The 25,750-nt window shown below is 59.0% G+C and carries 30 protein-coding genes; 20 read left to right on the top strand and 10 right to left on the bottom strand.

Annotated elements, in window-relative coordinates:
• Positions 1-37 precede the first annotated feature (37 nt).
• The 9 genes from GV818_RS30385 (at position 38) to GV818_RS30345 (ending at position 6,134) form a co-directional block, all read left to right on the top strand.
• Positions 38-532: a translation initiation factor 2 gene (locus GV818_RS30385; protein WP_161753391.1), complete on the top strand. Its 495-nt coding sequence runs from the start codon at positions 38-40 to the stop codon at positions 530-532.
• Between the two features lie 169 nt (positions 533-701).
• Positions 702-956, top strand: coding sequence for a YkgJ family cysteine cluster protein (locus tag GV818_RS30380; protein WP_161753389.1), 255 nt, complete (start codon positions 702-704; stop codon positions 954-956).
• 43 nt (positions 957-999) lie between these two features.
• The gene (locus GV818_RS30375; protein ID WP_161753387.1) at positions 1,000-1,608 is read left to right on the top strand and encodes an START domain-containing protein; all 609 of its coding nucleotides are present in this window, start codon (positions 1,000-1,002) and stop codon (positions 1,606-1,608) included.
• 145 nt (positions 1,609-1,753) lie between these two features.
• On the top strand, positions 1,754-1,987 hold the full coding sequence (locus GV818_RS30370) for a hypothetical protein (protein WP_161753385.1): 234 nt from the start codon (positions 1,754-1,756) through the stop codon (positions 1,985-1,987).
• A 213-nt stretch (positions 1,988-2,200) separates the two neighbouring features.
• Positions 2,201-2,542: a ribonuclease E inhibitor RraB gene (locus GV818_RS30365; RefSeq protein ID WP_161753383.1), complete on the top strand. Its 342-nt coding sequence runs from the start codon at positions 2,201-2,203 to the stop codon at positions 2,540-2,542.
• A gap of 27 nt (positions 2,543-2,569) precedes the next feature.
• The gene (locus GV818_RS30360; RefSeq protein WP_161778350.1) at positions 2,570-2,923 is read left to right on the top strand and encodes a hypothetical protein; all 354 of its coding nucleotides are present in this window, start codon (positions 2,570-2,572) and stop codon (positions 2,921-2,923) included.
• Positions 2,924-2,992: 69 nt separating this feature from the next.
• Complete coding sequence (locus tag GV818_RS30355) at positions 2,993-4,402, top strand: circularly permuted type 2 ATP-grasp protein (protein ID WP_161753381.1); 1,410 nt, start codon at positions 2,993-2,995, stop codon at positions 4,400-4,402.
• Positions 4,403-4,413: 11 nt separating this feature from the next.
• Positions 4,414-5,364, top strand: a complete 951-nt coding sequence (locus GV818_RS30350; protein ID WP_161753379.1) for an alpha-E domain-containing protein — start codon at positions 4,414-4,416, stop codon at positions 5,362-5,364.
• On the top strand, positions 5,361-6,134 hold the full coding sequence (locus GV818_RS30345; protein ID WP_161753377.1) for a transglutaminase family protein: 774 nt from the start codon (positions 5,361-5,363) through the stop codon (positions 6,132-6,134). The genes GV818_RS30350 and GV818_RS30345 overlap by 4 nt, the downstream gene beginning before the upstream one ends.
• 62 nt (positions 6,135-6,196) lie before the next feature.
• Here GV818_RS30345 and GV818_RS30340 read toward each other — a convergent pair whose 3' ends face one another.
• Together GV818_RS30340 and GV818_RS30335 are read right to left on the bottom strand one after the other, a co-directional pair.
• Positions 6,197-7,003, bottom strand: a complete 807-nt coding sequence (locus GV818_RS30340; protein WP_161778349.1) for a c-type cytochrome — start codon at positions 7,001-7,003, stop codon at positions 6,197-6,199.
• Positions 7,000-7,449, bottom strand: coding sequence for a rhodanese-like domain-containing protein (locus GV818_RS30335; RefSeq protein WP_161753373.1), 450 nt, complete (start codon positions 7,447-7,449; stop codon positions 7,000-7,002). Before GV818_RS30335 ends, GV818_RS30340 begins: the two co-directional genes overlap by 4 nt.
• Before the next feature lie 598 nt (positions 7,450-8,047).
• Between GV818_RS30335 and GV818_RS30330 the strand changes: the two genes are divergently transcribed.
• The 3 genes from GV818_RS30330 to GV818_RS30320 all read left to right on the top strand — a co-directional run bounded on the left by GV818_RS30330 (position 8,048) and on the right by GV818_RS30320 (position 12,251).
• Complete coding sequence (locus GV818_RS30330; protein WP_161778348.1) at positions 8,048-9,253, top strand: acetyl-CoA C-acetyltransferase; 1,206 nt, start codon at positions 8,048-8,050, stop codon at positions 9,251-9,253.
• Positions 9,254-9,278: 25 nt separating this feature from the next.
• Positions 9,279-11,423, top strand: coding sequence for a 3-hydroxyacyl-CoA dehydrogenase NAD-binding domain-containing protein (locus tag GV818_RS30325; protein WP_161753369.1), 2,145 nt, complete (start codon positions 9,279-9,281; stop codon positions 11,421-11,423).
• A 105-nt stretch (positions 11,424-11,528) separates the two neighbouring features.
• Positions 11,529-12,251, top strand: coding sequence for an amidotransferase (locus GV818_RS30320; RefSeq protein ID WP_161753367.1), 723 nt, complete (start codon positions 11,529-11,531; stop codon positions 12,249-12,251).
• A 43-nt stretch (positions 12,252-12,294) separates the two neighbouring features.
• On the opposite strand, the gene GV818_RS30315 is transcribed toward GV818_RS30320, so the two are convergent.
• From GV818_RS30315 to GV818_RS30295, 5 genes are all read right to left on the bottom strand, one after another.
• Positions 12,295-13,266 (bottom strand): magnesium and cobalt transport protein CorA, encoded by a 972-nt coding sequence (locus tag GV818_RS30315; protein WP_161753365.1) that lies wholly within the window; start codon positions 13,264-13,266, stop codon positions 12,295-12,297.
• 148 nt (positions 13,267-13,414) lie between these two features.
• Positions 13,415-14,137, bottom strand: a complete 723-nt coding sequence (locus tag GV818_RS30310; protein ID WP_161753363.1) for a lysophospholipid acyltransferase family protein — start codon at positions 14,135-14,137, stop codon at positions 13,415-13,417.
• 214 nt (positions 14,138-14,351) lie between these two features.
• The gene (locus GV818_RS30305) at positions 14,352-15,041 is read right to left on the bottom strand and encodes a crotonase/enoyl-CoA hydratase family protein (RefSeq protein WP_161753361.1); all 690 of its coding nucleotides are present in this window, start codon (positions 15,039-15,041) and stop codon (positions 14,352-14,354) included.
• 41 nt (positions 15,042-15,082) lie between these two features.
• Positions 15,083-16,090, bottom strand: a complete 1,008-nt coding sequence (locus GV818_RS30300; RefSeq protein WP_256679563.1) for a phage integrase — start codon at positions 16,088-16,090, stop codon at positions 15,083-15,085.
• Between the two features lie 133 nt (positions 16,091-16,223).
• Positions 16,224-16,460 (bottom strand): helix-turn-helix domain-containing protein, encoded by a 237-nt coding sequence (locus GV818_RS30295; RefSeq protein ID WP_123397637.1) that lies wholly within the window; start codon positions 16,458-16,460, stop codon positions 16,224-16,226.
• A 92-nt stretch (positions 16,461-16,552) separates the two neighbouring features.
• On the opposite strand from GV818_RS30295, the gene GV818_RS30290 reads away from it, so the two are divergent.
• The 7 genes from GV818_RS30290 to GV818_RS30260 all read left to right on the top strand — a co-directional run bounded on the left by GV818_RS30290 (position 16,553) and on the right by GV818_RS30260 (position 21,884).
• A complete protein-coding gene (locus tag GV818_RS30290) occupies positions 16,553-16,789 on the top strand; it encodes a hypothetical protein (protein ID WP_123397636.1) in 237 nt (78 codons plus the stop codon).
• 12 nt (positions 16,790-16,801) lie between these two features.
• Positions 16,802-19,480, top strand: a complete 2,679-nt coding sequence (locus tag GV818_RS30285; RefSeq protein WP_178125195.1) for a toprim domain-containing protein — start codon at positions 16,802-16,804, stop codon at positions 19,478-19,480.
• The gene (locus GV818_RS30280) at positions 19,480-20,361 is read left to right on the top strand and encodes a hypothetical protein (protein WP_161778345.1); all 882 of its coding nucleotides are present in this window, start codon (positions 19,480-19,482) and stop codon (positions 20,359-20,361) included. Before GV818_RS30285 ends, GV818_RS30280 begins: the two co-directional genes overlap by 1 nt.
• Positions 20,354-20,746 carry a hypothetical protein gene (locus GV818_RS30275; RefSeq protein ID WP_161778344.1) on the top strand — a complete coding sequence of 131 codons (393 nt, stop codon included), beginning with the start codon at positions 20,354-20,356 and terminating at the stop codon, positions 20,744-20,746. Before GV818_RS30280 ends, GV818_RS30275 begins: the two co-directional genes overlap by 8 nt.
• Positions 20,747-20,764: 18 nt before the next feature.
• Positions 20,765-21,016 (top strand): hypothetical protein, encoded by a 252-nt coding sequence (locus tag GV818_RS30270; protein ID WP_161778343.1) that lies wholly within the window; start codon positions 20,765-20,767, stop codon positions 21,014-21,016.
• A gap of 60 nt (positions 21,017-21,076) precedes the next feature.
• Positions 21,077-21,319: a hypothetical protein gene (locus GV818_RS30265; RefSeq protein ID WP_161778342.1), complete on the top strand. Its 243-nt coding sequence runs from the start codon at positions 21,077-21,079 to the stop codon at positions 21,317-21,319.
• A 355-nt stretch (positions 21,320-21,674) separates the two neighbouring features.
• Positions 21,675-21,884, top strand: a complete 210-nt coding sequence (locus tag GV818_RS30260; RefSeq protein WP_161778341.1) for a hypothetical protein — start codon at positions 21,675-21,677, stop codon at positions 21,882-21,884.
• On the opposite strand, the gene GV818_RS30255 is transcribed toward GV818_RS30260, so the two are convergent.
• The 3 genes from GV818_RS30255 to GV818_RS30245 all read right to left on the bottom strand — a co-directional run bounded on the left by GV818_RS30255 (position 21,857) and on the right by GV818_RS30245 (position 25,024).
• Positions 21,857-22,114, bottom strand: a complete 258-nt coding sequence (locus GV818_RS30255) for an ogr/Delta-like zinc finger family protein (RefSeq protein ID WP_161778340.1) — start codon at positions 22,112-22,114, stop codon at positions 21,857-21,859. The two genes, GV818_RS30260 and GV818_RS30255, sit on opposite strands and share 28 nt — an antisense overlap.
• A 77-nt stretch (positions 22,115-22,191) precedes the next feature.
• The gene (locus GV818_RS30250) at positions 22,192-23,031 is read right to left on the bottom strand and encodes a phage portal protein (RefSeq protein WP_256679564.1); all 840 of its coding nucleotides are present in this window, start codon (positions 23,029-23,031) and stop codon (positions 22,192-22,194) included.
• On the bottom strand, positions 22,970-25,024 hold the full coding sequence (locus GV818_RS30245) for a terminase large subunit domain-containing protein (protein WP_161778339.1): 2,055 nt from the start codon (positions 25,022-25,024) through the stop codon (positions 22,970-22,972). The genes GV818_RS30250 and GV818_RS30245 overlap by 62 nt, the downstream gene beginning before the upstream one ends.
• 162 nt (positions 25,025-25,186) lie before the next feature.
• On the opposite strand from GV818_RS30245, the gene GV818_RS30240 reads away from it, so the two are divergent.
• The coding region (locus tag GV818_RS30240; RefSeq protein ID WP_161778338.1) for a GPO family capsid scaffolding protein at positions 25,187-25,750 on the top strand (564 nt) is incomplete at its 3' end.

The raw sequence follows: 25,750 nt of genomic DNA, 5'->3' as shown, positions 1-25,750 counted from the left end.
CGAGCATAGGGCACCTTTTGTCGATCTACCTGCCTTTATGAAAGCCTTTCTTCCTGCCTTCTGGTTATGCGTCTGCCTGTTGGGAGTTGCCCCGGTCACGTCCGTCCAGGCAGACTCGGCTTCGGACAAACCGGCAGCCAGCAGTTCCCACCCGAGCAAGCCGACTACCACCAAGAAAACGCCTGCGAGCAAAAACAAGGCGCCAGCCAGTGCCGCAAAGGCCAAGCCGGCGAACAAGAAGGCCACGTCGAAATCCAAGTGGGCCTATCAAGACATCAAGACGCCTTTGACCAGCCCCAAGCTGGATTTGAGCCTGCCGCCGGAGATGGTCAAGCACCTGCAACCTGTCGGTAGCGTGCCACTGCCCAAGCGTGAGCCGCTGCTGCCGCAGATGTTCGGCGAGAAACCCAAGGAAAGCAGCCCGTTCCAGCTCAATGGCCGCTTGCTCAGCAACGAAATGCAATTGCAGTTGCGCAATGAGGAGCGTCGGGAAATCGAAGGCGCTGCCCTGGATTTCGAGTTCAAACAGTAAAAATTTCAGCATTGCTGTGACTGGCTGGGTCGACACTTTGTCGGAGACTGATCAGTCACGCACGGTTGTGCGTCAAATCCGTTCTTTGAGTAATTTAAAACGGCTGTTTTAGCGGTTACTCTTACCGGGAGTCATTCGACACTTTGCTTGTCGCGAGGAGTTTTTCGTCATGAACTGCCGTGAAGGTTGTGGCGCCTGCTGTATTGCCCCCTCCATCAGTACACCGCTTCCCGGAATGCCCCAGGGTAAACCGGCGGGAGAACGCTGCCTGCATCTTTCTGTCGAACACCTGTGCGGTCTTTTCGGCATGCCAGAGCGACCAGCAGTGTGTGGCGCGTTCCAGGCAGATCCTGAGGTTTGTGGCGAAAGTCGTGAAGAAGCCATCCGCTTGATCGGTTGGTGGGAACAAATGACAGCGGCTTAAGGTGTTCTCAATGAACGGAACTTCAACAATAAGGAATAAGACAATGGGTTCGCTGCATCGAATTGCTGTGCTCTGTGGTTTAACCGTGCTGTTGGCGGCAACGGCTCACGCCGAAGACTGGCAAACGGCCAAGGATGAAGACGGCATCAAGATTTCCTTGAGCGAAGTGGCCGGCTCCAAATACAAGGCCTACCGTGGTGTGACCACCATGAAGACCTCCATCGCCAAGCTCCGCGCACTGCAGGAAGACGTGGCCGGCGCCTGTTCCTGGATTCACGAGTGCAAGACCCAGAAACTGCTCAAGCATGAGGGCGATCAAAGCTGGACCTATACCCAGTTCAATACCCCGTGGCCGGTCACCGCCCGTGATTCGGTGCTGCACATCACCACCAGCGAGGCCGCTGACGGCAGTCTTACCCGCAAGCTTGAAGGCGTGCCGAGCTACATCCCCGAAGAGAAAGGCTTCGTACGTGTGGCCCAGGTCGAGGGTTACTGGAAGTTCGTCCCCAAGGGTGCCGACCAGGTTGAAGTGACCTACCAGGTGCACACTGAGCCGGGTGGCAGCGTGCCGTCCTGGTTGGCCAACAAGTTCGTGGTGGATGCACCCTTCAATACTTTGAAGGCGCTGAAGGCCCGTGCTGAAAAGCCGTGATCGGCTAAGTATTCACCGGGTTCACCAAGGCCGCCTTCGGGCGGCCTTTTTATTGGTGTCCGCAGGCCCGCCTGGTGGAACGATTGCCCAAGGCTCAAGGTCGAGATGTTGTAAGCCCACTCTTGGGGCTATCGAGGAGGCACTGATGCAAAAGTGGCAAGTCACTTTCGTTGATGATCATGGTGTCCAGTCCGTCGAACACTTTGATTGCGACCAGCAACCGACGCTGGAGCGAGCCGCACAACTGGTGCGGGCCAAATTGCTGCCCGTGAGTGCCGAGTTGGATCTCAACGATCTGGATGGGCGCATCGAGGCGCCCACGCTCAAGAGCCTGAAAGAGCAGAACAGCATTCAGATTCTCGGCATCACGCCGATCTAGAGAGGGCAGAGGTCGTTCCGGCAGCAATTTCTGGCGGCGTCCAGAGGTTGGCGCTAATCTGCAAACGAGATCAGCGAATTCTTCGCTAAGCTCTGATCTTGTCAGCTCCATGCTTGTTTCCTGACGACCCGCCCAGGGTCGTGATGCCGGTTACTTTGGCCGGCGGGTCGGGAAGCACGGAAAGTCTATCCATCGGTTTGAGGAGGACGTTTCATGAGCACAGCCTTTCAAGAAGACATCAGCAGCAGTGTGCTGCGCCGCATGAAAGAAGGCGGTTTTGACTTTTCACGATTCCATCCCATCGAGTTCTACGCCATTTTCCCGGATGAGGAGCGGGCGCGCAGGGCGGCAGGACATTTTCGCGGTGAATCCTTGAATGCCCAGATCAGCGTGCGTGACGATGGCGCCTGGTATCTGGAACTGAGCAAGGTGATGTACGCCACCCATGGCGGCATCGGGGATTTTGAACAGGACTTCGAGGCGGTGGTCGAGCCCCTGGGCGGCATTATTGAGGGGTGGGGAGTGAAGCAGGAGGTTCGAGGGCGGCTGGTATAGCCTGCGCAATCTTCTCGAGACTGACAATTGGCTGACCCCTGGGTCGGCCAGTTGCGTTTTATGGGGGATAAAAAAGGCAAAAAAAAGCCACCCGATTGGGTGGCTAAAAGGGAAGGCCGGTCAGGAGAGGCAGTCGGTAGGGAGCATCCGGATCTGCTTGTCATCGGTGTCATCAAGGTTGCAGCAGCGGCTTCATCAGGCTTGGTGAAGTGTTTGCTCGATGGAGGCGATTATCTGCATGTGCGACCGGGCAGTGAAATCAACTCTGACTATGCTGGTGATAGCCAAAGCCTTGCTTCGCCATGGTGCGGGGAGGGCGAGATTGACGCACCGGCTGCACTGAACGGGTGGATGGATGCCGCGCAGTCAGTAACTATCTGATACCAAAGCGCTTATGCCGATGGCACGGGGCTTGTGAAGCCCAAGTGCCCGGGTGGCAAGGAGCACGGCATGATCCGCCGCGGTTTTGATGAGATGTATACGGCCGATGGCCAGGTCCGCGAACACTATCGAGAGTTCGCTCGCTGGTTGGCGCATACCCCCGACGAGCTTCTGGCTCAGCGCCGCCGTGAGGCTGACCTGTTGTTTCACCGCGCCGGTATCACGTTCACCCTGTACGGCGACGAGCAGGGCACCGAACGGCTGATTCCCTTCGACATCATCCCCCGCAGCATTCCGGCCAGTGAGTGGCGGGTCATCGAGCGTGGCTGCATTCAGCGAGTGCGGGCATTGAACCTGTTTCTCGCCGACCTCTATCACCAGCAACGGATCATCCGCGCCGGAATCATTCCCGCCGAGCAGGTCCTGGCCAACGATCAGTATCAATTGGCGATGCAGGGTCTGGATCTGCATGGCGACGTTTATGCGCATATCTGCGGCGTGGATCTGGTGCGCGACGGCGACGGCAGTTACTACGTACTGGAGGACAACCTGCGCACTCCCAGCGGCGTCAGCTACATGCTCGAAGACCGCAAGATGATGATGCGCCTGTTTCCTGAGCTGTTCGCTGCCCAGCGCATCGCTCCCGTCGATCACTACCCTAACCTGCTGCTGGATACCTTGAAGAGCTCCAGCCCGCTGGACGATCCGAGTGTCGTGGTACTGACCCCGGGCCGCTTCAACAGCGCCTTCTTCGAGCACGCATTCCTGGCCCGGGAAATGGGAGTGGAGCTGGTGGAGGGTGCCGACCTGTTGGTGCGTGATGATCGGGTCTTCATGCGCACCACCGACGGCCCTCAGGCGGTGGATGTGATCTACCGGCGTCTGGACGACGCCTTCCTCGATCCCCTGGCGTTCAACCCGGATTCCATGCTGGGCGTGCCAGGGCTGCTGGCGGCCTACCGTTCGGGCAATGTGGTGCTGGCCAATGCGATTGGTACGGGGGTAGCGGATGACAAGTCGGTGTACCCCTTTGTTCCAGAGATGATCCGCTTCTACTTGGACGAGGAGCCGATCCTCAAGAATGTGCCCACCTGGCAGTGCCGCAAGCCTGATGAGCTGTCCCATGTGCTGGCGCATTTGCCGGAACTGGTGGTCAAGGAAACCCAGGGTTCCGGCGGCTACGGCATGCTGGTGGGGCCGGCCGCCAGCGCCGCGGAGATCGAAGCCTTCCGCGCGCGGATCAAGGCCCGGCCCCAGGCTTATATCGCCCAGCCCACCTTGTCCCTGTCCACGTGCCCGACCTTTGTCGAAAACGGCATTGCTCCACGGCATATCGACCTGCGTCCGTTTGTCCTTTCCGGTCGTGAAACCCGCGTGGTGCCTGGAGGTCTTACCCGTGTGGCCCTGCGTGAAGGTTCTCTGGTGGTGAATTCCTCCCAGGGCGGCGGCACCAAGGACACTTGGGTGGTCGAGGATTAAGGAAGCCTGCCATGTTGAGTCGAACCGCTTCGGATCTGTACTGGATGTCGCGTTATCTGGAGCGCGCGGAAAACCTCGCGCGGATGCTCGATGTCAGCTATTCGCTGTCACTGATGCCCCAGGACGGACGGGGCGACGGTCTGCACGAACTGGCCATGCCGCTGCGCATCACTGGCACCCTGGAGGATTACCTGGCCCGTCATGGCGCGTTGCACGCCGAACGACTGTTGCAGTTCTTCGCCCTGGACGCGGCCAACCCCGCCAGTATCTACAGCTGCCTGGGGTCGGCCCGCAGCTGTGCTCATGCAGTACGTGGGCGCATCACCGCGGACATGTGGGAAAACGTCAACGCCACCTGGCTGGATATTCACCAGATTGCCCGGCAAGGACTGGGTGCCTATGGCATGCACCGCTTCTGTGAGTGGATCAAGGAACGCTCCCATCTGTTTCGCGGGGCCTCCTACGGCACCATCATGCGCAACGATGCATTCCGATTTATCCGCCTGGGAACCTTCATCGAGCGCGCCGATAACACCTTGCGCCTGCTCGATGCCCGCTACGAGATGGCCGGCGATCAAGCTGCCGCGGTCAGCGATGGTACCGCCCACGCGTATTACCAGTGGAGTGCCTTGCTTCGCGCCCTTTCGTCCTTCGAGGCCTATACCGAGATCTACCGCGAAGCCCCCGGCGCACGGCATGTCGCGCAATTGCTGCTGTTGCGTGCCGACGTACCGCGCTCGCTGCGGGCCTGCACCGAAGAGATCGATCAGATCCTCGCCAGCCTGCCCGGGATCAATGGACGCCCGGCCCAGCGCCTGGCAGCGGAAATCGACGCGCGCCTGCGCTACACCGGAATCGACGAGATCCTCGACGAGGGCCTGCATGCCTGGCTGACCGACTTTATCCCGCTGGTACGCCAGTTGGGCAACGCCATTCACCGTTCCTACCTGGAGGCTGCATGAGACTCTCCATTAGCCATGAAACCGCCTACCACTACGAAGACCCGGTACGTGCCAGCATCCAGTACTTGCGCCTGACGCCCCACGACAGCGAGCGCCAGCAGGTGCTGAGCTGGCAGCTCGACCTGCCTCGGCCGGTACGAGCGCAGTTGGATCCTTTTGGCAATATTCTGCACGTGCTGACCCTGGATGAGCCCCACGATTCGGTGATTATTGGCGCCCGTGGTCAAGTGGATATCGATGAGTTGCGCGAGGCCGAGCATGAGCATCAATCGGCCCTGCCGTTCCTGCGTTTCACTCGTCTGACCGAAGCCGATGAGGCATTGCGCGCGTTCGCCGGCCAACAGTGCAGGCAACGACGTGATCGCACAGGGTTGATCGACCTGATGCACGGGCTAAACCAGCATATGACCTACACGCCGGGGGCGACGGATGTGGCCACCAGCGCCGCCCAGGCCTTCGCTGGAGGTTGCGGCGTTTGCCAGGATCACACCCATACCTTTCTCGCCTGTGCCCGCAGCCTGGGGATTCCTGCACGCTTTGTCTCCGGCTATCTGTACCGTGAAAACAGTGCGGCACTGGCCAGCCATGCCTGGGCCGAAGCCTGGCTGGACAATGCCTGGTACAGCTTTGACGTGACCCACCAGTTGGTACGACCCGAGCGTCACCTGAAGCTGGCGGTGGGCTTGGACTATCTGGATGCCTGCCCGGTCCGGGGCATGCGCCGAGGCGGCGCTGGCGAACAGATGCATGCCAAGGTGTTGCAGCAGTGATGCTGCTCTTCAGCTAGGCGCCAGGGTGCGGGCGAAACGCATCCAGGGCGCTTCCACGATCCTCAGGGAGTCTGCTTGCGCCCGGCCATGTGCTTGAGATACCCCAGCAACAACGCCAACTCTTCATCCGGCAGGACGCTGTTGTTGAACCCAGGCATCTTCGCCTGCGGCCAGCGCCTCAGGCTTTGTGGGTCGCGGATATAGCGCTTGAGAAAGTCACTGCCGAAGTACTCGGTGGGACTGTAGGGAATATTCAGATCCGGACCGAATTGCGAGTCGCCGGCACCATTGAGGCGGTGGCAGGCCAGGCAGTTCTTCTGGAACAGGGCAAAGCCCTGGTTGATCGGATCATTGGCCGCCAGCTTCGGGTCTGGCGCCAGGGCCGGGAAGCGCTCCGCCACCGGTGCCAGGCGCTGGATCCGCGCAACCTGGAACGGCCATTGCTCAGGGCTGACATGCCCGGCTGCAGGATCGCTCCACACCAGATAGAAGGGCCCTGCGCTGGGCTTGTCTGGCGCTAGCGTCGGCCAGGGTTTGCTCGGGTCTTCAATGGCCAGCCAAGCCTGGGCACCCTTGCGGTTGAGCAGGGGCCCCGCGTTCAGCTCCGCGGCAAAGCCGTCAAGGGCCACGGCTTGCAGATGATCCTCAGCCTTGAGGCCCTGGAGCAGGGCGGCCATGGGCACGGCGCGGTACTGCATGTCGCGTTTGTAGGACACGTCGTCCTTGATGGTGATGTTTCGGGCTTCAGGGTGCTTGAGTAGTTCTTCGGTCCGCCAGGCATGACTGCCTGAGCCTAGGTCGATCAGCAGTTGCGCGGCATACAGCGGGCTGCTCAACAGCAGAGCAGCACCCAATAGGAAAGCTTTCAATTGATGGCCGTCGGGTTGTCGTCAGTGGGTTCGTCGCCGGGAAGCACGTCGTCTGGTCGCGACACGTGGTCGAACAGGGCGTCCCGGAGTTCTTCGTAGTTACCGCCGTTCACGATACCGAAATAGCCGTGCTTGACCAGGGTGTCTTCAGCTTCCAGTGCGTGTTGGTCGGTGTCGCTGTAGATCACCACCGTGGCGTTGGGGTCCAGCACCACCTTGCGCAACTGATAGGCCAGGCCCTCGGCGCTGATGCCGGTGCCGTCCTCCAGCTCGAGATTGACCTGCAGTGAGTTATGAACGTTGCCGGCGGCAAAGTCACTCTCGTTACGCAGGTCTAGGATCAGTGCACCGTCATTGATTTCATCCACTGCGCGGTTGACGTCAATGATTCCGGCGTGAGCGTTGAAAGCGCTCAAGAGCGCGGCAAATGCAATCCAATGGCGCATGAATCTTCCCCGTGGTGTTCCTCAGGAAGACTGGCACACAAGTCGGTACCCCGGTAGGAACCGGGGACAATTTTTTGACCCGTTAATCGAGTCGCCACGGATCAGCCGATCACTTTGGTGAGATTCGGCAAGATCAACAGCAGTGTGGTTGCGAAGAGAATGAGCCCCGCCTGACGTACTTTCGAATGTTTGAACATGGCTGAATGCCTTTTGTTGTTATTCCTGAGCATCAATGCAAACCGGTTGGCGTACTTCACTATGAGCCGGCAATGTGTCCTTTTTCTTACCTGTCCCAGCGCAGCATCCGTCTGAGACCTCCTGCAGTTTTCACCTTAGGGGCCTTGAATCCTCTGGCTTAGATCCAATTCGTATGAAGTTATAGTTGAGCTTGATTAAAAAGCTATAAATCAGTCCGAATACTGCTTTGCCGACCCTTGGCTAGACGGTTCGTGACCCTTCATCGGAGCATCCCTTAGCTGCCTACCGTTCGTCTGAGCGTCACCGTCAAGGCGGCTGAGCGCATCGGTCATTGAATCCAGGGCTGCCACGCCTAAGGTGGGAGCTCGACATTTCCCCTGCACAGCGGTTCGAGGACGTCATGACCCAAGCTTTGATATTCGATGCGTTACGCACGCCCCGCGGCAAAGGCAAGGCCGATGGCGCTTTGCACAGCGTCAAGCCGGTAAACCTGGTGGCAGGCCTGCTACGGGCTTTGCAGCAACGCTGCGAGCTGGATACCAGCCAGGTGGACGATGTGGTCCTGGGCTGCGTGACGCCCATCGGCGACCAGGGCGCCGACATTGCCAAGACTGCGGTCCAGGCGGCGGATTGGGATGTGAGCGTGGCCGGGTTGCAGATCAACCGTTTCTGCGCTTCGGGGTTGGAAGCGGTCAACCTGGGGGCAATGAAAGTACGCTCGGGTTTTGAAGAGTTGGTGGTGGTCGGGGGCGTCGAGTCCATGTCGCGGGTGCCCATGGGCAGCGACGGTGGTGCTTGGGTGCTGGACCCCGAGACCAATATGCACAGCCATCTCACCCCGCAGGGGATCGGCGCCGACCTGATCGCAACGCTGGAAGGCTTCTCGCGCCAGGATGTCGACCGGTTCGCCCTGCAATCCCAGCAGAAGGCGGCGCGGGCGCGGGCCAGTGGCGCTTTCGGCAAGTCCCTGGTGCCGGTGCTGGATCAGAACGGCATTGTGCTGCTGGACCATGACGAATTCATTCGGGCCGATTCGACCCTGGAAGGCCTGGGCAATCTCAAGCCGAGCTTCGAGATGATGGGGCAGATGGGCTTCGACGCCACCGCATTGCGGGTCTACAGCCACGTGGAGCGGATCAATCACGTGCACACCCCGGGCAATAGTTCGGGCATCGTCGACGGTTCGGCGCTGATGCTCATCGGCTCCGAAGCCAAGGGCCGCGAACTGGGGCTCAAGCCCAGGGCGCGGATCGTTGCCACGGCGGTCACCAGTACCGACCCGACCATCATGCTCACCGGTCCCGCGCCAGCTACCCGCAAGGCCCTGGCCAAGGCTGGGCTGCGGGTCGAGGACATTGACCTGTTCGAGGTCAACGAAGCCTTCGCGTCGGTGGTGCTCAAGTTCATCAAGGACATGGCCATCGATCCGGTCAAGGTCAACGTCAATGGCGGCTCCATCGCCATGGGCCATCCCCTGGGCGCCACCGGCTGCGCGATTCTCGGCACCTTGCTCGACGAGCTGGAAACCCGGCGCCAGCGCTATGGCCTGGCGACCCTCTGTGTCGGCGGCGGCATGGGTATTGCCACCATCATTGAACGCCTCTGAGCCCCGATTTCAAGGAATCTCCTTCATGACCGATGCCATTCGTTACGAAAAAGGCCAGGACCAGATCGTCGTCCTGACCATCGATATGCCGGGCCAGAGCGCCAACACCATGAACGCTGTGTACCGCGATGCCATGGCGGGTGCCGTGGCTCGCCTGCAGGACGAGCAGGAGTCGATTGCCGGGGTAATCATTACCTCGGCGAAAAAGACCTTCTTTGCCGGCGGCGACCTCAATGAGCTGATCAAGGTCGGCAAGCCCGAAGCCAAGGCCTTCTATGCCATGGTGCTGACCCTCAAGGGGCAGCTGCGGGCCCTGGAGACCTTGGGCAAGCCAGTGGTCGCCGCGATCAACGGCGCGGCCCTGGGCGGGGGCTGGGAGATCTGCCTGGCCTGCCATCACCGCATCGCCATCGACGACAAGGCGCTGCAGATCGGCCTGCCGGAAGTCACCCTGGGCTTGCTGCCTGGTGGCGGTGGAGTGGTGCGCATGGTGCGTATGCTGGGCTTGGAAAAGGCCCTGCCGTATCTGCTGGAAGGCAAGAAAGTCCGCCCGCAGCAAGCGTTGCAGGCCGGTTTGATCGATGAGCTGGCAACCGACCGAGACGAGCTGCTGGGCAAGGCGCGGGCCTGGATCCTGGCCAACCCGGCGGTCAAGCAGCCTTGGGATGTACGCGGCTACCAGATTCCCGGAGGGACGCCTGCGAACCCGAAAGTCGCGCAAATGCTGGCCATTGCCCCATCGATCCTGCGGGCCAAGACCCAGGGTTGTTTCCCGGCGCCGGAGAAGATTCTCTGTGCCGCGGTCGAGGGTGCCCAGGTGGATTTCGACACCGCGCAATTAATCGAGACCCGCTACTTCACCGAACTGACCACTGGCCAGGTGGCGAAGAACATGATCGGCACCTTCTGGTTCCAGCTCAACGAGATCAATGCCGGTGGTTCGCGTCCTCAAGGCATACCGACTCAGACGACGAACAAGCTCGGAGTCCTCGGTGCCGGCATGATGGGCGCGGGCATTGCCTACGTCAGCGCCGTGGCGGGCATCGACGTAGTGCTCAAGGACATCAGTCGCGAAGCCGCGGAGAAGGGCAAGGCTCATTGCGCAGCACTATTGGAGAAAAAGGTCGCTCGCGGGCAACTGAGCAGTGAGCAGCGGGATGCGACCCTGGCGCGGATTCTCCCCACTGTCGAGGACGCCGATCTGGACGGTTGCGACCTGATCATCGAAGCGGTGTTCGAAGACCGTGAACTCAAGGCCAAGGTGTCCAAGGCTGCGCAGCGAGTGGTTGGCGCGGGGGCGGTGATCGCTTCCAATACCTCGACCCTGCCCATCACCGGGCTGGCCACTGCCGTGCCTAATCCGGACAAATTCATCGGCCTGCATTTTTTCAGCCCGGTGGAGAAAATGCCCCTGGTGGAAATCATCAAGGGCACGCACACCAGCGATGAAACCCTGGCGCGGGGTTTTGACTTCGTCCTGCAGATCAAGAAAACCCCGATTGTGGTCAACGACAGTCGCGGTTTCTTCACCTCCCGGGTGTTCGGCACCTTTACCAACGAAGGCATCGCCATGCTTGGCGAAGGCGTTGCGGCGCCGATGATCGAGACCGAGGCGCGCAAGGCCGGGATGCCGGTGGGGCCGCTGGCGATTTCCGATGAAGTCTCCCTGAGCCTGATGAGCCACATTCGTCAGCAGACCGCCAAGGACCTGCAGGCCGAAGGCAAGCCACTGATCAAGCACCCGGCGTTTGCCGTGATCGATCTGCTGCTCAACGACTACCAGCGTGCGGGCAAGGCTGCCGGCGGCGGTTTCTACGATTATCCGGTTGGCGGCCAGAAGCACTTGTGGCCGGAGTTGCGTACGCACTTCTATAAGGCCGATGGACAGATTTCAGCCCAGGATGTGCGCGACCGTCTGCTGTTCATCCAGGCCATCGAAACCGTGCGTTGTGTGGAGGAGGGCGTGTTGCAGTCCACCGCAGACGCCAATATCGGCTCGATCTTCGGCATAGGCTTCGCCGCCTGGAGCGGTGGCGCCCTGCAGTTCATCAATCAGTACGGGGTGCAGGATTTTGTCGCCCGTGCACAGTACCTGGCGGAGCAATATGGTGAACGTTTCACCCCGCCGACCCTGCTCCTGGAAAAGGCCCGCCAAGGTCAGCTGTTCTGACCCGGGCAGGCAATAAATGACCCGCTCCGGGGCTTGCCTTGCCGTAGTATTTCAAGGCAGGCTCTGGGGTGTTCATTATTGCCATCGCCTTGTCAGGAATTTTTTATGTCGCTACGCATCTGCATTCTTGAGACCGATATCCTGCGTCCCGAGCTGGTCGATCAATATCAGGGTTACGGGCAGATGTTCCGGCGCCTGTTCTCGCAACAGCCCATCGCCGCCGAGTTCAGCGTCTACAACGTGGTTCAGGGTGAATACCCCGCTGATGAACTGGCGTTCGACGCCTACCTGGTGACCGGTAGCAAGGCCGATTCCTTTGGCACCGACCCCTGGATTGAAACCCTCAGGACCTACCTGCTGGGGCGCTATGAACGTGGCGACAAGCTGCTGGGCATCTGCTTCGGCCACCAATTGCTGGCGTTGCTCCTGGGTGGCAAAAGCGAGCGTGCGAGCCAGGGTTGGGGCGTTGGTACCCATAACTACACACTGGCTGCCAAGGCGCCGTGGATGAGTCCGGTGGTGGAAGAGCTGACGTTGCTGATCAGTCACCAGGACCAGGTCACCGCCTTGCCGGAAAACGCCACGGTGATCGCCTCCAGCGATTTCTGTCCTTATGCTGCGTATCACATCAATGACCAGGTGCTGTGCTTCCAGGGCCACCCTGAGTTCATCCACGATTATTCCCGGGCCCTGCTGGACCTGCGCCAGGAGTTTCTCGGTGAGCAGATCTACCAGAAGGGCGTTGCCAGCCTGGAGCATGACCACCACGGCGCCACCGTCGCGGAGTGGATGATGCGTTTTGTCGCTCACAAGCCCGAAGCGGCCTGACAATGGCTGTGGCCCTGCTTAAGTGTGCAGGGCCGCTATCCCTTCAGAGCCAGCCTGAACGCTTGAAGCTGGCCCAGAGGCCGACACAACCTACGCTGATGAAGCCCAGGACGCTGAAGTAGCCGTAGTGCCAACTCAACTCCGGCATGTTCTGGAAGTTCATCCCGTAGATCCCTGCCACTGCTGTGGGAAACGCCAGGATTGCCGCCCACGCGGCGAACTTGCGTTGCACGATGCTCTGTCGCGAAGCCTCCAGCAGCACGCCGATCTCGATGGTCTGGCTGGCGATATCGCGTAGGGTCGAGAGATCTTCCATCTGCCGGGTGACGTGAATCTGCACGTCACGGAAATACGGCCGCATATTTTTGTCGATGAACGGAAAGCTGAGCTTCTGCAGCTCCTCGCTGATCTCCACCATGGGCGCCACATGGCGGCGCAGGCGCAGTACGTCGCGGCGCAGGCCGTGGAGATTCTGGATATCCCGCTCATTCAACGAATTGCACAGTACGTTGCGCTCCAACTCGTCGATCTCTGCGTGGATCGCCTCGCTGACCGGCTGGTAGTTCTCGGTGACGAAATCCAGCAGGGCATAGAGTACGAAGTCTTCGCCGTGCTCTAGCAGCAGTGGGCGCGCCTCGCAGCGCTGGCGGACGTAACCGTAGGAAGCCGAGTGGCCGTTGCGGGCGGTGATGATGTAGCCGTTGCCAGCAAAGATGTGGGTCTCGATGAACTCCAGCTTGCCCTCGGTCCGCACCGGCGAGTAGGTGACGATGAACAGCGCGTCGCCGAAGGTTTCCAGCTTGGGCCGGCTGTGTTTTTCCAGCGCGTCCTCGATGGCCAGTTCATGCAGGTTGAACTGGCGTTGCAGGTTGGCCAGTTCATGGGCGTTGGGTTCTTCCAGGCCGATCCAGACAAAGTGCTCGGGTTTTGCGGCCCAGGCGGCCCCCTCGTCGAGGCTGATATCAGTGACTTTCTTTCCGCCGCTGTACACGGCGGCCGCAACAACTCTACCCATGGTTCCGATTCACTTCTTCTTATCAAGGAGGGTGGTGACAGACGATGTGCAGCTTAGCCTGCAATGCACCATCAGAGTCACAGTCGAGGCCTGAGTTCGCAGACAAATAAAAGCCCGCACAAGGCGGGCTTTCTGGCGTTGATCGGGCTCAGGCCGATTGCAGCTGGCGATCCATGCTGGCGATGCAGTCGCGCATTTGTTCGCGACATTGGGCGATCAGCAGCGGCATGTCGTCCAGGGTCAGTCCGGCGGTGGGGATTGCCGGCAGCGAACGGATCAGGATCTTGCCGCTGTTCCAGCGGTTCAGGCGCATCTGCTTGATGTAGCTGCTGACGCACACCGGCACGATCGGCACGCCGGCAGCGATGGCCATCTGAAACGCACCCTTCTTGAACGGCAGCAGATCTTCGCCGAGGTTGCGCGTGCCCTCCGGGAAAACCCAGATCGAAGTGTCTTTGTGTTGCAGGGTGTGGGTGGTGGTGAGCATCGAGTTGCGGGCTTTTTGCGGGTTGCCGCGGTCGATCAGGACGTTACCCGCCAACCAGAACAACTGGCCGAACAGCGGCACCCATTTCAGACTCTTCTTGCCGATGCACACGGTGCGTCGTGGCACCACGTTGCCGAACACGAACAGGTCGTAGTTGGATTGATGGTTGGCGATGATCACGCAACTTTGCGGCTTGTCCATCAGCGGACCGACTTCGGCCTTGACCCGCAGGCGCAAGATGCACATGGCCGGCCAGGCGTAGAGGCGGGCGCACAGGCGGCTGTTGTCCGGGTTGAACGGTCGGCATAGCCCGAGCAACAGGCCCAGGCTGCCTGCCACGATAAAGTGCAGGCTCATCAACGACATGCGAAACAGATACAGCATCTAAACGGCCCACCTGGGACAAAAGGTGGCGCAGTGTACGGATGTGCACTATTTTCGGCAATTGCCGTTCTCAGCCCGGAGATGGGCGATGTTTAAGTGCATGTTTCCAACTGCGAGCGACAGCGGCGGTCTAGAGCCTTTTGACGATGGATTTTGGTGCGCCAGGAAAAAGCCCGACACGCAGGTCGGGCTGATTGATTCACGGCCGATGGCTTCAGCCTATGTGTTGCTGATCAAGGAGGATGGCGTTGTCGAGGCTTTCCAGCAGGGCCTTGCGCACCTTCAACTTGGTGTTCTTGTGGGCCAGCATGTTGATCTTCTTCAGTTGGCGCGCAGCAGCCAGGGCTGCACCTTGCAATGCATCGGCGCTCACCACCTTGTCGAGGAAGCCGGCATCCACGGCGCTTTGCGGATCGAACATCTCGCCATTGATTACCGAGCGATGGAAAGCCGAGCGCCGCAGGCGGTCACGAGCCAACTCGATCCCGGCGTGGTGCATGGTCATACCGATCTGCACCTCGTTGAGCCCAATGCTGAAGGGGCCTTCAACCCCGATCCGGTAGTCCGCCGACAGCAGCAGGAAGGCACCTTTGGCCACCGCGTGCCCGGGGCACGCGACGATCACGGGGAAAGGGTGGGACAGCAGGCGGCGTGCCAGGGTCGAGCCCAGGGTGACCAGCGCCACGGCTTCCTTGGGGCCTGCGGTCATGACCTTGAGGTCGTAGCCGCCAGAGAGAATCCCCGGCTGACCGGTGATGATCACAATCGCGCGATCAGTGGTGGCCTGATCCAGCGCGGCATTAAAGGCGGCAATCACGTCCGGGGAGATGGCATTGACCTTGCCATTGCTCAAGGTCAGGGTCGCGATACCGTCTTCGAGATGGTAGGAAATCAATTCAGACATTTGGCATTCCTTTTGTTCTGTTGCTTATTAACTCATTGATTTTAAAGATATTTAATATCTTTTTCTTGATGTGGTTGATCAGTTGTTTTTTGTGAAGTGTCCACATTTTGTCCGCGGTTGCCGGCTAGGGGGTTCAGGTTGACGACTTCTGCAAGGTGGCCGGGGCTGAAGTGGGCATAGCGGATGGTCATTTCCAAGGTGGAGTGTCCGAGCACGCGCTGCAGTGTGAGGATGTCGCCACCATTCATCATGTAGTGACTGGCGAAGGTATGGCGCAATACGTGAGTTACCTGGCCTTTCGGCAGCCCTAGATCAATCTCAGTTACCACGTCGGAAAAGGTGTACCAGGTTTCTCTGTAAGTCGATTTAAACGGCATCGCTTGGAGTAACTGATTTTCCAAGCTCTTGGCGATCGGCACGGTCCTGTTCTTTGACGACTTAGTGCGTGTGAAGTGAATGCGTCCGTCGCGCACCTGGTGCTTTTCAAGATTCGCGGCTTCTGCCCACCGAGCACCTGTTGCCAGGCACACACGGGCGATTACACCCACGTCGGATGGTTCCTGGTCCAATCGAGCAAGGAGGCGGGAAATTTGAGGGCTCGACAGGTATGCCATCTCACTCTGGTCAAATTTCAACGCACGCACTTTTGACAGCGGATTCTCGCCAGTCCATTCACCAAGCCGGCCTAGTTCGTTGAATACCGCACGTAGGTAGCTCAACTCATGGTTGGCGGTATTCGCCGTGATCGGCGCAGTGGCGCCATTGCGCTTTCCGGTTTCGTCGACTTTTGCGCGTCCCCATTTGCCGGCTAGGCGGTCTGCCCGGTACTGGGTGAAACAACCGGCTGTGAAGTCAGTGGCCCGTGGATCGCCGAGGTTTTTAACCATGCGCTCAAGGAACGCCAGGCATTTTTCACCGCGCTTCAAGTTGCGTCCGTGGAGCTTGAACCAAAGGGCTACAAGATCGGAAAGCTTGCGTTCGTCCTGCTTCGGCTTTTTCTCAAACTCACCTTTCGCTCCGTCCCCCATCAAGCGACGTTCAAAAACCATGGCTTCGTTCTTGGTCCGAAATTTTCGGCGAACACGCGCCCCAGTTCGACCATCTGGGCGGCAATCAACCAGCCATTCTCCGGACTCAAGTTTCTTCAGTGACATAGTTCTTCAGCGCAAAAGGGGAGAGGAGTTAGATCGGGCTGACTTGGCCGCATTCCGGTACTGCCTCGCCGGTCATCAGCCACAGAGTGTATTTCTTGAAGCGTGCGTGATTGGCGATCTTCGAAAGAGGGCCATAGCTCATTTCGAAGAGCGACGATTCCCACTTCTTGTAGGTGCTCAGGCTGAAGTCCAACTCCTTACAAAACTCTGATTGGGTTAGCCGTTCAGCTGCCCGGATAGCCTTCAACTTCTCTGCAAGCTCCATCTAATCTCCGACTTGACAAGGAACCTATATAGGATCCAGTATGGATCCGATATAGGAACTTTTTCAGAAAATGTACCAACGGAGAGTATCAAATGCAGATCACCATCGACACGCCTTATGTGACCCCGAATGAGTTTGCGCGTCGCGCCGGGCTCACGGAGCGCTCAGTGCGTCACAAAATCGACCAGGGAATGATTCTGGTCAGGGACAAGCAGCCTGGTGAAAAAGGTACGGTCTTTATCAACATGATCTATCTAGCGCTGGAGGCTGCAGAGCAAGCAGAGCGAGTGCGCGGAGGGAGGTCTAAGCAGAAGGCGGGGGAAGTGTAAGTGGGTTCCTCGATGAAGCTTGATCAAAAGATATTCGACGAGATCTATCAGAAGGACGTGATCGAGGCCCTGGAGAACGACAGGGAACTGGACTTCAAGGACATTGGCGACAAGTACCTACAGAAGGGCACCTGCCCCAACTGCGGTAAAGAAAAATTGTTCATCAGTCGCGCCAAGCCCTACCGCTTGAAGTGCAACCGGGACAATGAATGTCAGTTTGAACAGAACACCCGCGACCGTTACAGCTACCTGTTCGAAAACCTGAGCGAGCGTTTCCCCGCCACCGAAACCAATCCAACTGCCACGGCCGACGCCTATCTGCAGCGCAACCGCGGTTTCGACGTTGCCAAGCTGTCCGGCTGGTACAGCCAAGCTCGACGCAAGATGAAGTCCGGGGATTGGGCGGACACGGTACGGTTTCCGCTGTGCAACGGCTACTGGGAACGACTCATCGACGAACGCATGGTTGCGGCCAACAAAGGCGACAAGGCCGGTATCAAGTTCCAGATGAGTTACCAGAACAACGGCTGGATGCCCCCAGGGCAGACTATCGCGAAGAGCGATCGAGTCTATGTTGTGGAAGGGATCTTCCACGCCATCGCTCTGCACCTGGCTGGATATAAGGCCATCGCATCCATCAGCTGCGTGAACTTCCCTTGGGAGATTGTCGAAGCTCACAAGGGGCGATCGGTGACGTGGGTCATTGGCCTGGATGATGACAAGGCAGGCCATAAATACATCCCCAAGTACCTCCAGATGCTGCGCGGTATGGGGGAGATTGGCTGGGTAGCGCTCGCTGGCCAGCGTGACTGGGACGACGTGTACCGGGATGGTGAGCTGGATGACAAGTTCATGGAGGACGCTTGTTATCGCGGCCAACTGTTCACCGCTGAGAATACAAACAAGCTCGCTTACTTGCTGTACCTGCGGCGTCCGGCTGGCTTTTACCTGCTGGAGTTCCGGAACCAGCTTTATTCGGCCCGCGTAAACCAGGGTGAACTGAGCAAAGACCTTGGCGAAGACAAGGTGGACGGCAACCGCGAGATCTTCGCCCGGCATGTAAAGATCGCGCAGATCTCCAACTGCATCCCCAGCCTGGACTACTTGGAGAAGGACATTATCACCGGCGAGCAGCGCTACTACTTCGACTTCCAGTTTCCTGACCAGAGCCGGAGCGTCCAGGCACCGCTGCCATCGAGCGCAATTGCTGAGCCCAGGGGGTTTGTCCGGGCCATGCTCGACTTCACACCCGGAGGAAACTTTGAGGGCGGCGCTCGTGAACTGGCCATGCTCAAGGCCAAATGGTTGAACGATGTAAAGCGGCCAGTACGTACTGTGCGCAGCCTTCCCTTTATTGGCTACGACGAGGACTCCGGCACCTACTGCTATCCCCAGTTCGGCTTTCATGAGGGCAGAGAGCTACCGGTAAACAGCCACGGCTTTATCGAGGTCAAGGGGGCGGGTGTGAAGACCGCCTTGGTGAATACCAAGTTCGAACGGGGTACTGATTTCGATGGTCAGTGGTTCCCTGACTTTCTGGCGGTTCACAGCCTCAATGGTCTGGCCGCATTGTCGTGGTGGACTGGGTCGCTATTCGTCCAGCAGATCGGCAGCCAGCAGGCGTCGTTTCCCTTCCTGGAACTGACGGGTGAGCCAGGTGCGGGCAAGTCAACGCTGCTGCGTTTCCTATGGCGCCTGATCGGTCGCGACAACATGGAAGGCATCAAGCCTAGCGGCACCGGTGCAAGCGCCGTGGGCCTATCACGCGCCTTTTCCGAGGTCAGCAATCTACCGGTGGTGTTGATCGAGTCAGACCGTACTTATAACGACGCACAGGGCCGTACAGTCACCGTGCAGTTTGCCTGGGACGAAGTTAAGCCGATGTTCGATTATCACGCCCCTCTGCGTGTGACCGGCGCCAAGACGACGGGCAATGAAACGCGGATCAGCATCTGGCGCGGCGCCTTGGCCATTTCTCAGAACGAGAGCGTGGACGGGTCCGAGGCCATCCTTTCGCGGATCGTGCACTTGCACTGCACCAAGGATCACCACTCGCTGGCACTCAAGCCAATGGCCGACAGGTTGAAATCCATGAAGGCCAAAGAGCTGGGCGGCTATCTACGTCGTGTCTTGGCATTTGAAAAGCAGTGGCTGGAGCGCTACTTCGAAGCGTTCACACGTTACGAGCAGCGCCTGCAGTCCATCAGTGCCCTGACCGAGGCGCGGATAGTCCTGTGCCACGCCCAAGTGCTTGCTGCCGCCTACGCGACCCAGGCGCTGTTCCCTAGTTGGACCGACAGAGACACCGAAAGCTTGGCTGGCCACCTGGAGGCGCGAGCGATTGCCAGGCAACAACGTTGCCGATCGGAGCACCCAACCGCTGCCCAGTTCTGGCAGATCTATCACTACCTGAACGAGAGGGTGGTGACGATCACTGATTCAGACGGAACACGGGAGGAAACTCACGAAACCCTGAACCACAGCAACGATCGGCAGTTGATCGCCATCAACATCCAGCACTTCCAGCAGACGTGCCGTCAGGCCGGCCAGGAGGTGATCTCAGAGGCAATGCTGCGTCGGGCGCTGCCCCAAAGCACCACTCACACCTTCATTGAGACTCGTAAAGTCCGGTCGCCACTGGAGAAGCGTTCTATCTGGTGCTGGATTTTCAAGAAGCGGGGGAACGCCTGATGAAACGTATGGCCTGCAGTGCGTGGGGTGTCCTATCGAGTGAAAAGGGCATGGCCTGTGCAGAAGCTGGAGCGGTCCGGAACATCTGGAACATTCAGATAGATATAAAAAATATTCAATCATTTCATATGGTTAGTCAGTGTTTGGTGTTCCGTCCCTACTGGTACAAACCGGATCGCTCTGGAACAAATTTGTTCCGGCTGGTTCCGTCACTGTTCCAACCGGTGGCACGTCCAGAACAGGGCTACAGGCTGCATGCCACGGGGCTTTCAGCAGTTTTCCTCAACATTGTGTTCCGAAACGTTCCGGGAGAGCTGGAACACTGCCCTGTCGCTGGAGGCCACGAACGGCGTGGGGTCCAGCTATCCGGTGGTTCGCTGTTCCGGTTGTTCCGGGACGTTCACAGCCCTGAGCATGTTTTCAACATTGGAGAATCGAAAATGCCCGCTCTCAATGCCCCAGTTCGCGCCGAAATGTCTGCCCAATCCCTGGACTTTGCCCATTGCTGGCAACAGGCCGTCGAGCTGGTCGGCCTGTCGTCCTCGGTCCCCATGATCACCACCATGAGAGAGCTGAGCATTGCAGGGGGGGGGTTATCGCCGCTTCTCAAACGCCTGCATTCCCTGGACACCCCGCGCCGTGCGCTCCTGCTGACCATGGCCTGCATGGCCAACCCGAAGCGCGCCGAATGGCTCCAGGGCGAAGTGGGTTTGCACTTCGGACAACTGACAGCTGCAGACCTGGGCACTGAAGTATTCCAGGTGCTGGTGGGATTGCTGGCGTCCTTCCCCTTTACCAACAGGGCCTGCGAGTGCCCCAGCGACTGGAGCGAGCTTGAACAACTCTATCTGAGCAACGATCTGGAGCCGCACCATGGATAAAACCGAACAGGACAAGCTGATACGCCATCAGCGCCTTGAAGCGTTCCGAGACTTTGCCCGAGGCCGTATCAATCTTGATCTGCTGCAGAACGATGGCGAGCGGTTCACGCACTCCACCGTCCAACTGATCTTCGAGGCCTTCCTGGCAGAGGCGGCGGGTGCGCAGGTTATCGGTCAGCAGCTTTACGCCGGTATCAAAGAGGGCAGCAGATACCACTCCCAAATCGAGTTCGGTAACTCCTGCGGTTGGCCGTACCCGTTCCCAATCAAGTTGGAACCGTGCCCTGAGGGGTATGTGGTGAGGGGCGGTGTTGGTGGCAGGTATCGGATGGAAGACGTGGAGCTTTACGTGCTTCAGCACGGCTCCAAAGTGCGTGTGGCCTGAATAGGAGATCGAGGAGGAATGAAGATTCGTTACAGCGCCAATGCCTTGAACGGTTCTCTGCAGTTACCCAACTTCTACGTGGATCTCTGCACAGTTGAAGAGTTGGCTGAACTCGCTGCCATTGGGCATTGGCAAGATCACCCAGAAGAAACCCCGACTCAGATCACCATTGTTCACTTGCTGGACGTAGACGGCCAAGACTTGGGGGTATTTGAAGTGCGCTGTGAGCAGCGCCCGGTATTCACCGCCAGCCATATGCGGCAGGCGTGATAGAGACGGTGTCGAGGAGTTGCAGCTCCCCGACACCAACCACCAGCAAAGGAGCAACACATGCAAGCGATACATCCAAGCGGTAGCGCGGTAAAGGCTACCACAGCCCCCGAACGTCAGTTGGCCCTGGTAATGGTTGGCCAGGCACTAATTGAGTATCAGGTGCAAAAAACACCAGATGCCAGGTGCCAGCTGGAAGTCCTGGCAGCTCAGGCCAAGCGCCTGGGCGCTTTGTCTGACAGCGATACCACCTTGCTGGCCCAGCTTCTGGCGCGGCCTGTGATCAATCTGACTTTGAACTGAGGTCCCTATGATCATTATTGTTCGTCAATCCACTGGGGCCTACCTGGCCAGGGCAAAGGGCATGGGTATAACCGCGAGTTGTACAGAGAGTCCTCTATGTGCTGCCAAGTGCGTAGCGGCAAAGCTAGATCGTAATCCGGACCTGTTGGAGCAGGTTTCGCATGATCAGGGGCAGGGGGTTTACGCCTTCCAGTTGCGAGAGGTGCAGCCCGGATAGATAGGCGAAAGGGCGAGAGTTGTATGGGGCAGGGGGTGGCTAAGGCCGCCCCTTGCACTTTCCGCTGATGGCGTATTGCTACTCCCTTATCAGACTCCCGCCCCGCCAATTCAGGCAACCTCATTCAAGGAGTAGTAAATGAAAAACCTGAACCTTACGGACATTCGTGGCGAGCTGCAGGGCGCGGCCGCCATCATGCACATGATTGTCGAGATCTCCAGCGCGGAAGTCCCGCTCAGTGACGAAGGCCGAGCCGGTTTGTTTGAGGTCGGAAAGTTGGCTATTGATCGTATAGAAGGAGCCGTGGCGGCTCTCGGAGATTACGAGGCAGGCAAAGCCCCTAGCTGATCGAACAGAAGGCGCTGTTGTGCTTTAGGTAACTCGCGGAGTCGGTCGAACAATAGAGCGTCAACCGACTTCGCGGACGGGCTCAGGGTATGCGAAAACGTCAGATGCGCGACCCAGGAATGACCGCAGTGTACGTCCAGACACTGACAATAGAGCTTCCTGAAGTCCGGCGATAGCGCCTCACTGTGCCCTATCCGCCCTTTGTGCCCACACTTACAAATGACTCGCATGCAACCCTCCCCAAGGGTCCTATTTGGGTGCTATTTTGCCACAGCATGTCGGGCCTAGCGGTGGCAATGACCCCATATCAGGTGGTTTCGACGTCAGCCGGGGGCTCTCTCCACGCAATGCGCCGATCCTCTCGCAGAGTGTCGTTCACCTGGTCGAACAGCTGGCCGATCGGACGTATCTCGTTGCTGGTGTAGACCCGATCAATTTTTTCGATATCACCGAAACCTGCGCTGTTCTCGGGAATGATCCCCGCCAGTGCCGGGTTCATGCGCCAGGCGGCGATGATGTCGTTTCGCGTGATGTTCTTGACCTTCTCCAGCTCGTCCTTGGCCTGGAAGTCCCCCACGGGGATGATCTGGATAGCGTTTTCCTTACCGCCGGGGATGTTCACAAACATAGAGCGGAAGTTGCCCACGCCCTTACTTGAGCTGATCTGTTCGCGTAGGTTTTCTTCGTCGTCCTCGGTCAGGTCCGGGTCGTTGGTGTAGAAGATGTACCCGGCGTGGGCGCCGTTGCTGTAGTAGCGCCGACGGAACAGGGTTGCGGCTTCGTTGAGCAGCAGCGCCTGCATGCCGCCCAGGTAGTCCGGAATGCCGTAAATGGTCTGTTCCACGTCGTAGTCCATGACGTGCTCGATCTCGTCCTGGTCGAAGTCCATAAACTTGCTGTCGGGCAGCAGCATCCGATAACCACCGTCCACCTTTACCCGCATGTTGATCGCCGGCACGTGCTGCAGCTCTAGCACCTGGCCGAAGGCGTTTGTGTTGCGGTAGAAGAAAGCCTCGCCAAACACCATGTAGTCCAGGCCCGCACAGCCCATTGTCCGGGCGCTGCAGCCTGCTGAGGGCAAGAACTCACGCAACAGCAGGTTTCGCTTGAACTTCGGGATAGCGCCGTGGTGCGCGTTTGCCCGCAGCAGCTTGGCCAGGCCGGTGCGCGACACCGGCGGCTTGTAGATCTCCCCGTCGTCGCTGGGAAACACCCCCACGTACTCGCCGATGTTGCCGGACAGCACCTGCTCGGGCTCGCCGAACGTGAACGACCGCATAGGCTGTTGCTGTCGCGCCTGCTGGACTACCGGGCGCTTTTTGTGTCGAAGCTTGGGCATTGTTTCCACTCGTGACGTAGCGGCTACGGCGCCGCTTGTTGGTGTTTAGAGGTTCGTTGTGCAGCGCATGCATGACCGCCCAGGCAACGTCGGCGTGTCCGGTGGCGTCGGTGCGGGATGCGCTGTAGGTCACCTGGCCGCTGCCGGTGGTGCCTCGCTTGATCGTGAGGAAGGCCTGGGCGATATCGGTCCAACCCGCGTCCCATTCGATGCGGCTGCCTTGGATCGTGTCCTGGGCCTTGAGTACCAGGAGGTTTTTCGTATCCAGGCTGTAGTGGATCGAGGTCGCCCGGGGGTAGAAGTCGCGCACCAGGTCGAACACGCCGTAACCAATGCCCGTGGTGTCGATACCGATGTGCTGCACGTTGAAGCGCTCGGTGAGTTTCTTGACCTGGTCGGCTTGATACTTGAAGGACTGGCCCCGCCAGCTGTGCTTCTCCAAGATCCGGAACTTGGCCCCGGCTTCCAGCGGTGGCGCGATGACCACGCAAGTGGCGTCGTCGCGTGTGCGGCTTGGGTCGTAGCCGATCCAGACCGGGCTGTTTCCATAGGGGCGGTCCGCTTCGGGGTCGAAGTCGTCCCACAGCGTCAGATCGGAATAGCAGCGCTCCAGGTCTTTGAGGCCGAATGCGCTCTGTGTGCTGTCGATGAACTTGCAGTAGAACAGCTGCTGGAACTTGTCCTCGTCGTACTCCAGCTGCAGCTGCTCGACGTCGAACAGATCGCAGCCCCCGGCGATCGCATCGTCCAGAGTGATGGTCTTGCGCCACTGGCCATCCGGACAGAGGGCGCCCTGCGTGTAGGCCGATTCGCTGGGCCAGACGCCGCCGGCTTTCTTGCCGCGCTTGCTGTTGCGGAATTCTTCGCCGGACCAGAACGGATAGGCCTGATGCGACACCGCGCTGGGCGTCGAGAAATAGGTTTTCCGCCACTTCTTGTGGGTGCCCATGGCGCTGGCCACGGTGCTGAGCTTGTCGAAATCGCGAATCCAGAAGTATTCGTCAACGTAGACGTGCCCGTGGTAGCCCTGGGCGGTACTGCTGTTGGTGCTGAGAAAGCGCAGTTCCGCGCCATTGCTGAGCACAATGGGGTTGCCGGTCAACTCGATGCCGAACCACTGCTGGGCAAACTGGATGATGTAGCTGCGGAAGATCTCCGACTGCGATCGGCTGGCCGACAGAAACACCTGGTTGTCGCCGCTTAACACGGCGTCCATGAAGGCCTCGCCGGCGAAGTAGTAGGTCAGGCCTACCTGGCGACTTTTCAGGATGTTCCTGATTCGCCGCGTCAGCGGGTTTTGCTTGGCTTCGAACAGTTCCTGCTGGTAGCGGTACATTTTGGAGATGAACTTATCAAGGAAGTCCACTTCCGTGAGGCCGCTCACGTCGTTTTTGGCCTTTTTCTCCCGCTTCTTGCCGCCACCCTCCCCACGGCCGGAACGGTCGCCACGCGATCGTTGGCGGGGTTCCTGGGGCTCGTCCTGATCGTCGCCGGCCAGCACCGCCGGCGCTAGTTTCGCAGCTTGTTTCAGCAGCCGTTCGCGAACAGTGGTCAGCCGGTCCAGTTCGTTCAGATCGTCTTTTGACAGGCTGCCGACCTTATCCAAGAGCAGGGTGATTCGCCGGCCTACAGCCGTCAGCGGCTCTTCATCCGAAAGCATGTCCTCCCACCCGCCCTGGCGTATCCAGTAGTAGACGATCCGGATATTGGGCAGGTGGAGCTGCGCCTGAATTTCCTTCGCCTTGCAGCGGCGTAGAAACAGGCGTTTTGCGGCTTCTTTAACTTCGGTTGAGTAGTACATGGGCCGCAGTCTATGCGGCGAAAATGCGATAAACGCGGGGTTAATTTCCGCGATCCTCCTATAACGAGAATCTAGGAGGTGCGCGGAATTGAATCGTTTGTTTGGGCACTTTCGGCTGCCTATCGTGGCGGCAATTCAACCGATTGAGCGCAGTTAACGCCCATGCCCCGTTCCCTTGTTTCGTACTGGAAACGTGTCGCCACCAGCGGCACCACCGCTGATGGCCGCGAGATCCTTCCCCAGGAACTGCGCGATATCGCTGAGACCTATAAGCCGTCTTTTTATACCGCTGTTATCTGGTGTGAACATGAACGCTGGCAGGGCTGTTTCGGGACTGTATTCGCGGTCCGCTTGATTGAAGAAGGCGAAGACCTAGAGCCCGGTGAAGTCGCGCTGGAAGCCCAGCTCAAGCCCAACGACCGTTTGCTGGCACTCAATGACGAAGGTCAGAAGCTGTTCACCAGCATTGAAATCCGACCCAACTTCCGCGGCAGTGGCAAGGCCTATTTGGGTGGCCTGGCGGTGACTGATGAACCCGCCAGCATTGGTACTCAAGAACTCTACTTTTCCCACCGGACTGGCAAGGACGGGTATTACGCCGCCTCTGTCGAACTGGGCCCGCTTGAAGACATCCCGCCAGCCAGCGAGCTGAATAAGTTTTTCGCTTTGTTTTCAGGGCTACTCAAGCGCTTTAGCACCGAAGCCCTCCCCGCAACCCCGTCAACC

Origin of the sequence: Pseudomonas sp. Fl4BN1 (genome assembly GCF_009908285.1) — a bacterium.
In the GTDB taxonomy this organism is placed as follows: domain Bacteria; phylum Pseudomonadota; class Gammaproteobacteria; order Pseudomonadales; family Pseudomonadaceae; genus Aquipseudomonas.
This window is presented reverse-complemented; position numbering and strand designations above follow the sequence as displayed.

Excerpts from the sequence above, each read along its gene's own strand:
- GV818_RS30385 (WP_161753391.1), top strand. The coding sequence starts at position 38 with ATGAAAGCCTTTCTTCCTGCCTTCTGGTTATGCGTCTGCCTGTTGGGA.
- GV818_RS30380 (WP_161753389.1), top strand. The coding sequence starts at position 702 with ATGAACTGCCGTGAAGGTTGTGGCGCCTGCTGTATTGCCCCCTCCATC.
- GV818_RS30375 (WP_161753387.1), top strand. The coding sequence starts at position 1,000 with ATGGGTTCGCTGCATCGAATTGCTGTGCTCTGTGGTTTAACCGTGCTG.
- GV818_RS30370 (WP_161753385.1), top strand. The coding sequence starts at position 1,754 with ATGCAAAAGTGGCAAGTCACTTTCGTTGATGATCATGGTGTCCAGTCC.
- GV818_RS30365 (WP_161753383.1), top strand. The coding sequence starts at position 2,201 with ATGAGCACAGCCTTTCAAGAAGACATCAGCAGCAGTGTGCTGCGCCGC.
- GV818_RS30355 (WP_161753381.1), top strand. The coding sequence starts at position 2,993 with ATGATCCGCCGCGGTTTTGATGAGATGTATACGGCCGATGGCCAGGTC.
- GV818_RS30350 (WP_161753379.1), top strand. The coding sequence starts at position 4,414 with ATGTTGAGTCGAACCGCTTCGGATCTGTACTGGATGTCGCGTTATCTG.
- GV818_RS30345 (WP_161753377.1), top strand. The coding sequence starts at position 5,361 with ATGAGACTCTCCATTAGCCATGAAACCGCCTACCACTACGAAGACCCG.
- GV818_RS30335 (WP_161753373.1), bottom strand. The coding sequence starts at position 7,449 with ATGCGCCATTGGATTGCATTTGCCGCGCTCTTGAGCGCTTTCAACGCT.
- GV818_RS30330 (WP_161778348.1), top strand. The coding sequence starts at position 8,048 with ATGACCCAAGCTTTGATATTCGATGCGTTACGCACGCCCCGCGGCAAA.
- GV818_RS30325 (WP_161753369.1), top strand. The coding sequence starts at position 9,279 with ATGACCGATGCCATTCGTTACGAAAAAGGCCAGGACCAGATCGTCGTC.
- GV818_RS30320 (WP_161753367.1), top strand. The coding sequence starts at position 11,529 with ATGTCGCTACGCATCTGCATTCTTGAGACCGATATCCTGCGTCCCGAG.
- GV818_RS30315 (WP_161753365.1), bottom strand. The coding sequence starts at position 13,266 with ATGGGTAGAGTTGTTGCGGCCGCCGTGTACAGCGGCGGAAAGAAAGTC.
- GV818_RS30310 (WP_161753363.1), bottom strand. The coding sequence starts at position 14,137 with ATGCTGTATCTGTTTCGCATGTCGTTGATGAGCCTGCACTTTATCGTG.
- GV818_RS30305 (WP_161753361.1), bottom strand. The coding sequence starts at position 15,041 with ATGTCTGAATTGATTTCCTACCATCTCGAAGACGGTATCGCGACCCTG.
- GV818_RS30300 (WP_256679563.1), bottom strand. The coding sequence starts at position 16,090 with ATGGTTTTTGAACGTCGCTTGATGGGGGACGGAGCGAAAGGTGAGTTT.
- GV818_RS30295 (WP_123397637.1), bottom strand. The coding sequence starts at position 16,460 with ATGGAGCTTGCAGAGAAGTTGAAGGCTATCCGGGCAGCTGAACGGCTA.
- GV818_RS30290 (WP_123397636.1), top strand. The coding sequence starts at position 16,553 with ATGCAGATCACCATCGACACGCCTTATGTGACCCCGAATGAGTTTGCG.
- GV818_RS30285 (WP_178125195.1), top strand. The coding sequence starts at position 16,802 with ATGAAGCTTGATCAAAAGATATTCGACGAGATCTATCAGAAGGACGTG.
- GV818_RS30280 (WP_161778345.1), top strand. The coding sequence starts at position 19,480 with ATGAAACGTATGGCCTGCAGTGCGTGGGGTGTCCTATCGAGTGAAAAG.
- GV818_RS30275 (WP_161778344.1), top strand. The coding sequence starts at position 20,354 with ATGGATAAAACCGAACAGGACAAGCTGATACGCCATCAGCGCCTTGAA.
- GV818_RS30270 (WP_161778343.1), top strand. The coding sequence starts at position 20,765 with ATGAAGATTCGTTACAGCGCCAATGCCTTGAACGGTTCTCTGCAGTTA.
- GV818_RS30265 (WP_161778342.1), top strand. The coding sequence starts at position 21,077 with ATGCAAGCGATACATCCAAGCGGTAGCGCGGTAAAGGCTACCACAGCC.
- GV818_RS30260 (WP_161778341.1), top strand. The coding sequence starts at position 21,675 with ATGAAAAACCTGAACCTTACGGACATTCGTGGCGAGCTGCAGGGCGCG.
- GV818_RS30255 (WP_161778340.1), bottom strand. The coding sequence starts at position 22,114 with ATGCGAGTCATTTGTAAGTGTGGGCACAAAGGGCGGATAGGGCACAGT.
- GV818_RS30245 (WP_161778339.1), bottom strand. The coding sequence starts at position 25,024 with ATGTACTACTCAACCGAAGTTAAAGAAGCCGCAAAACGCCTGTTTCTA.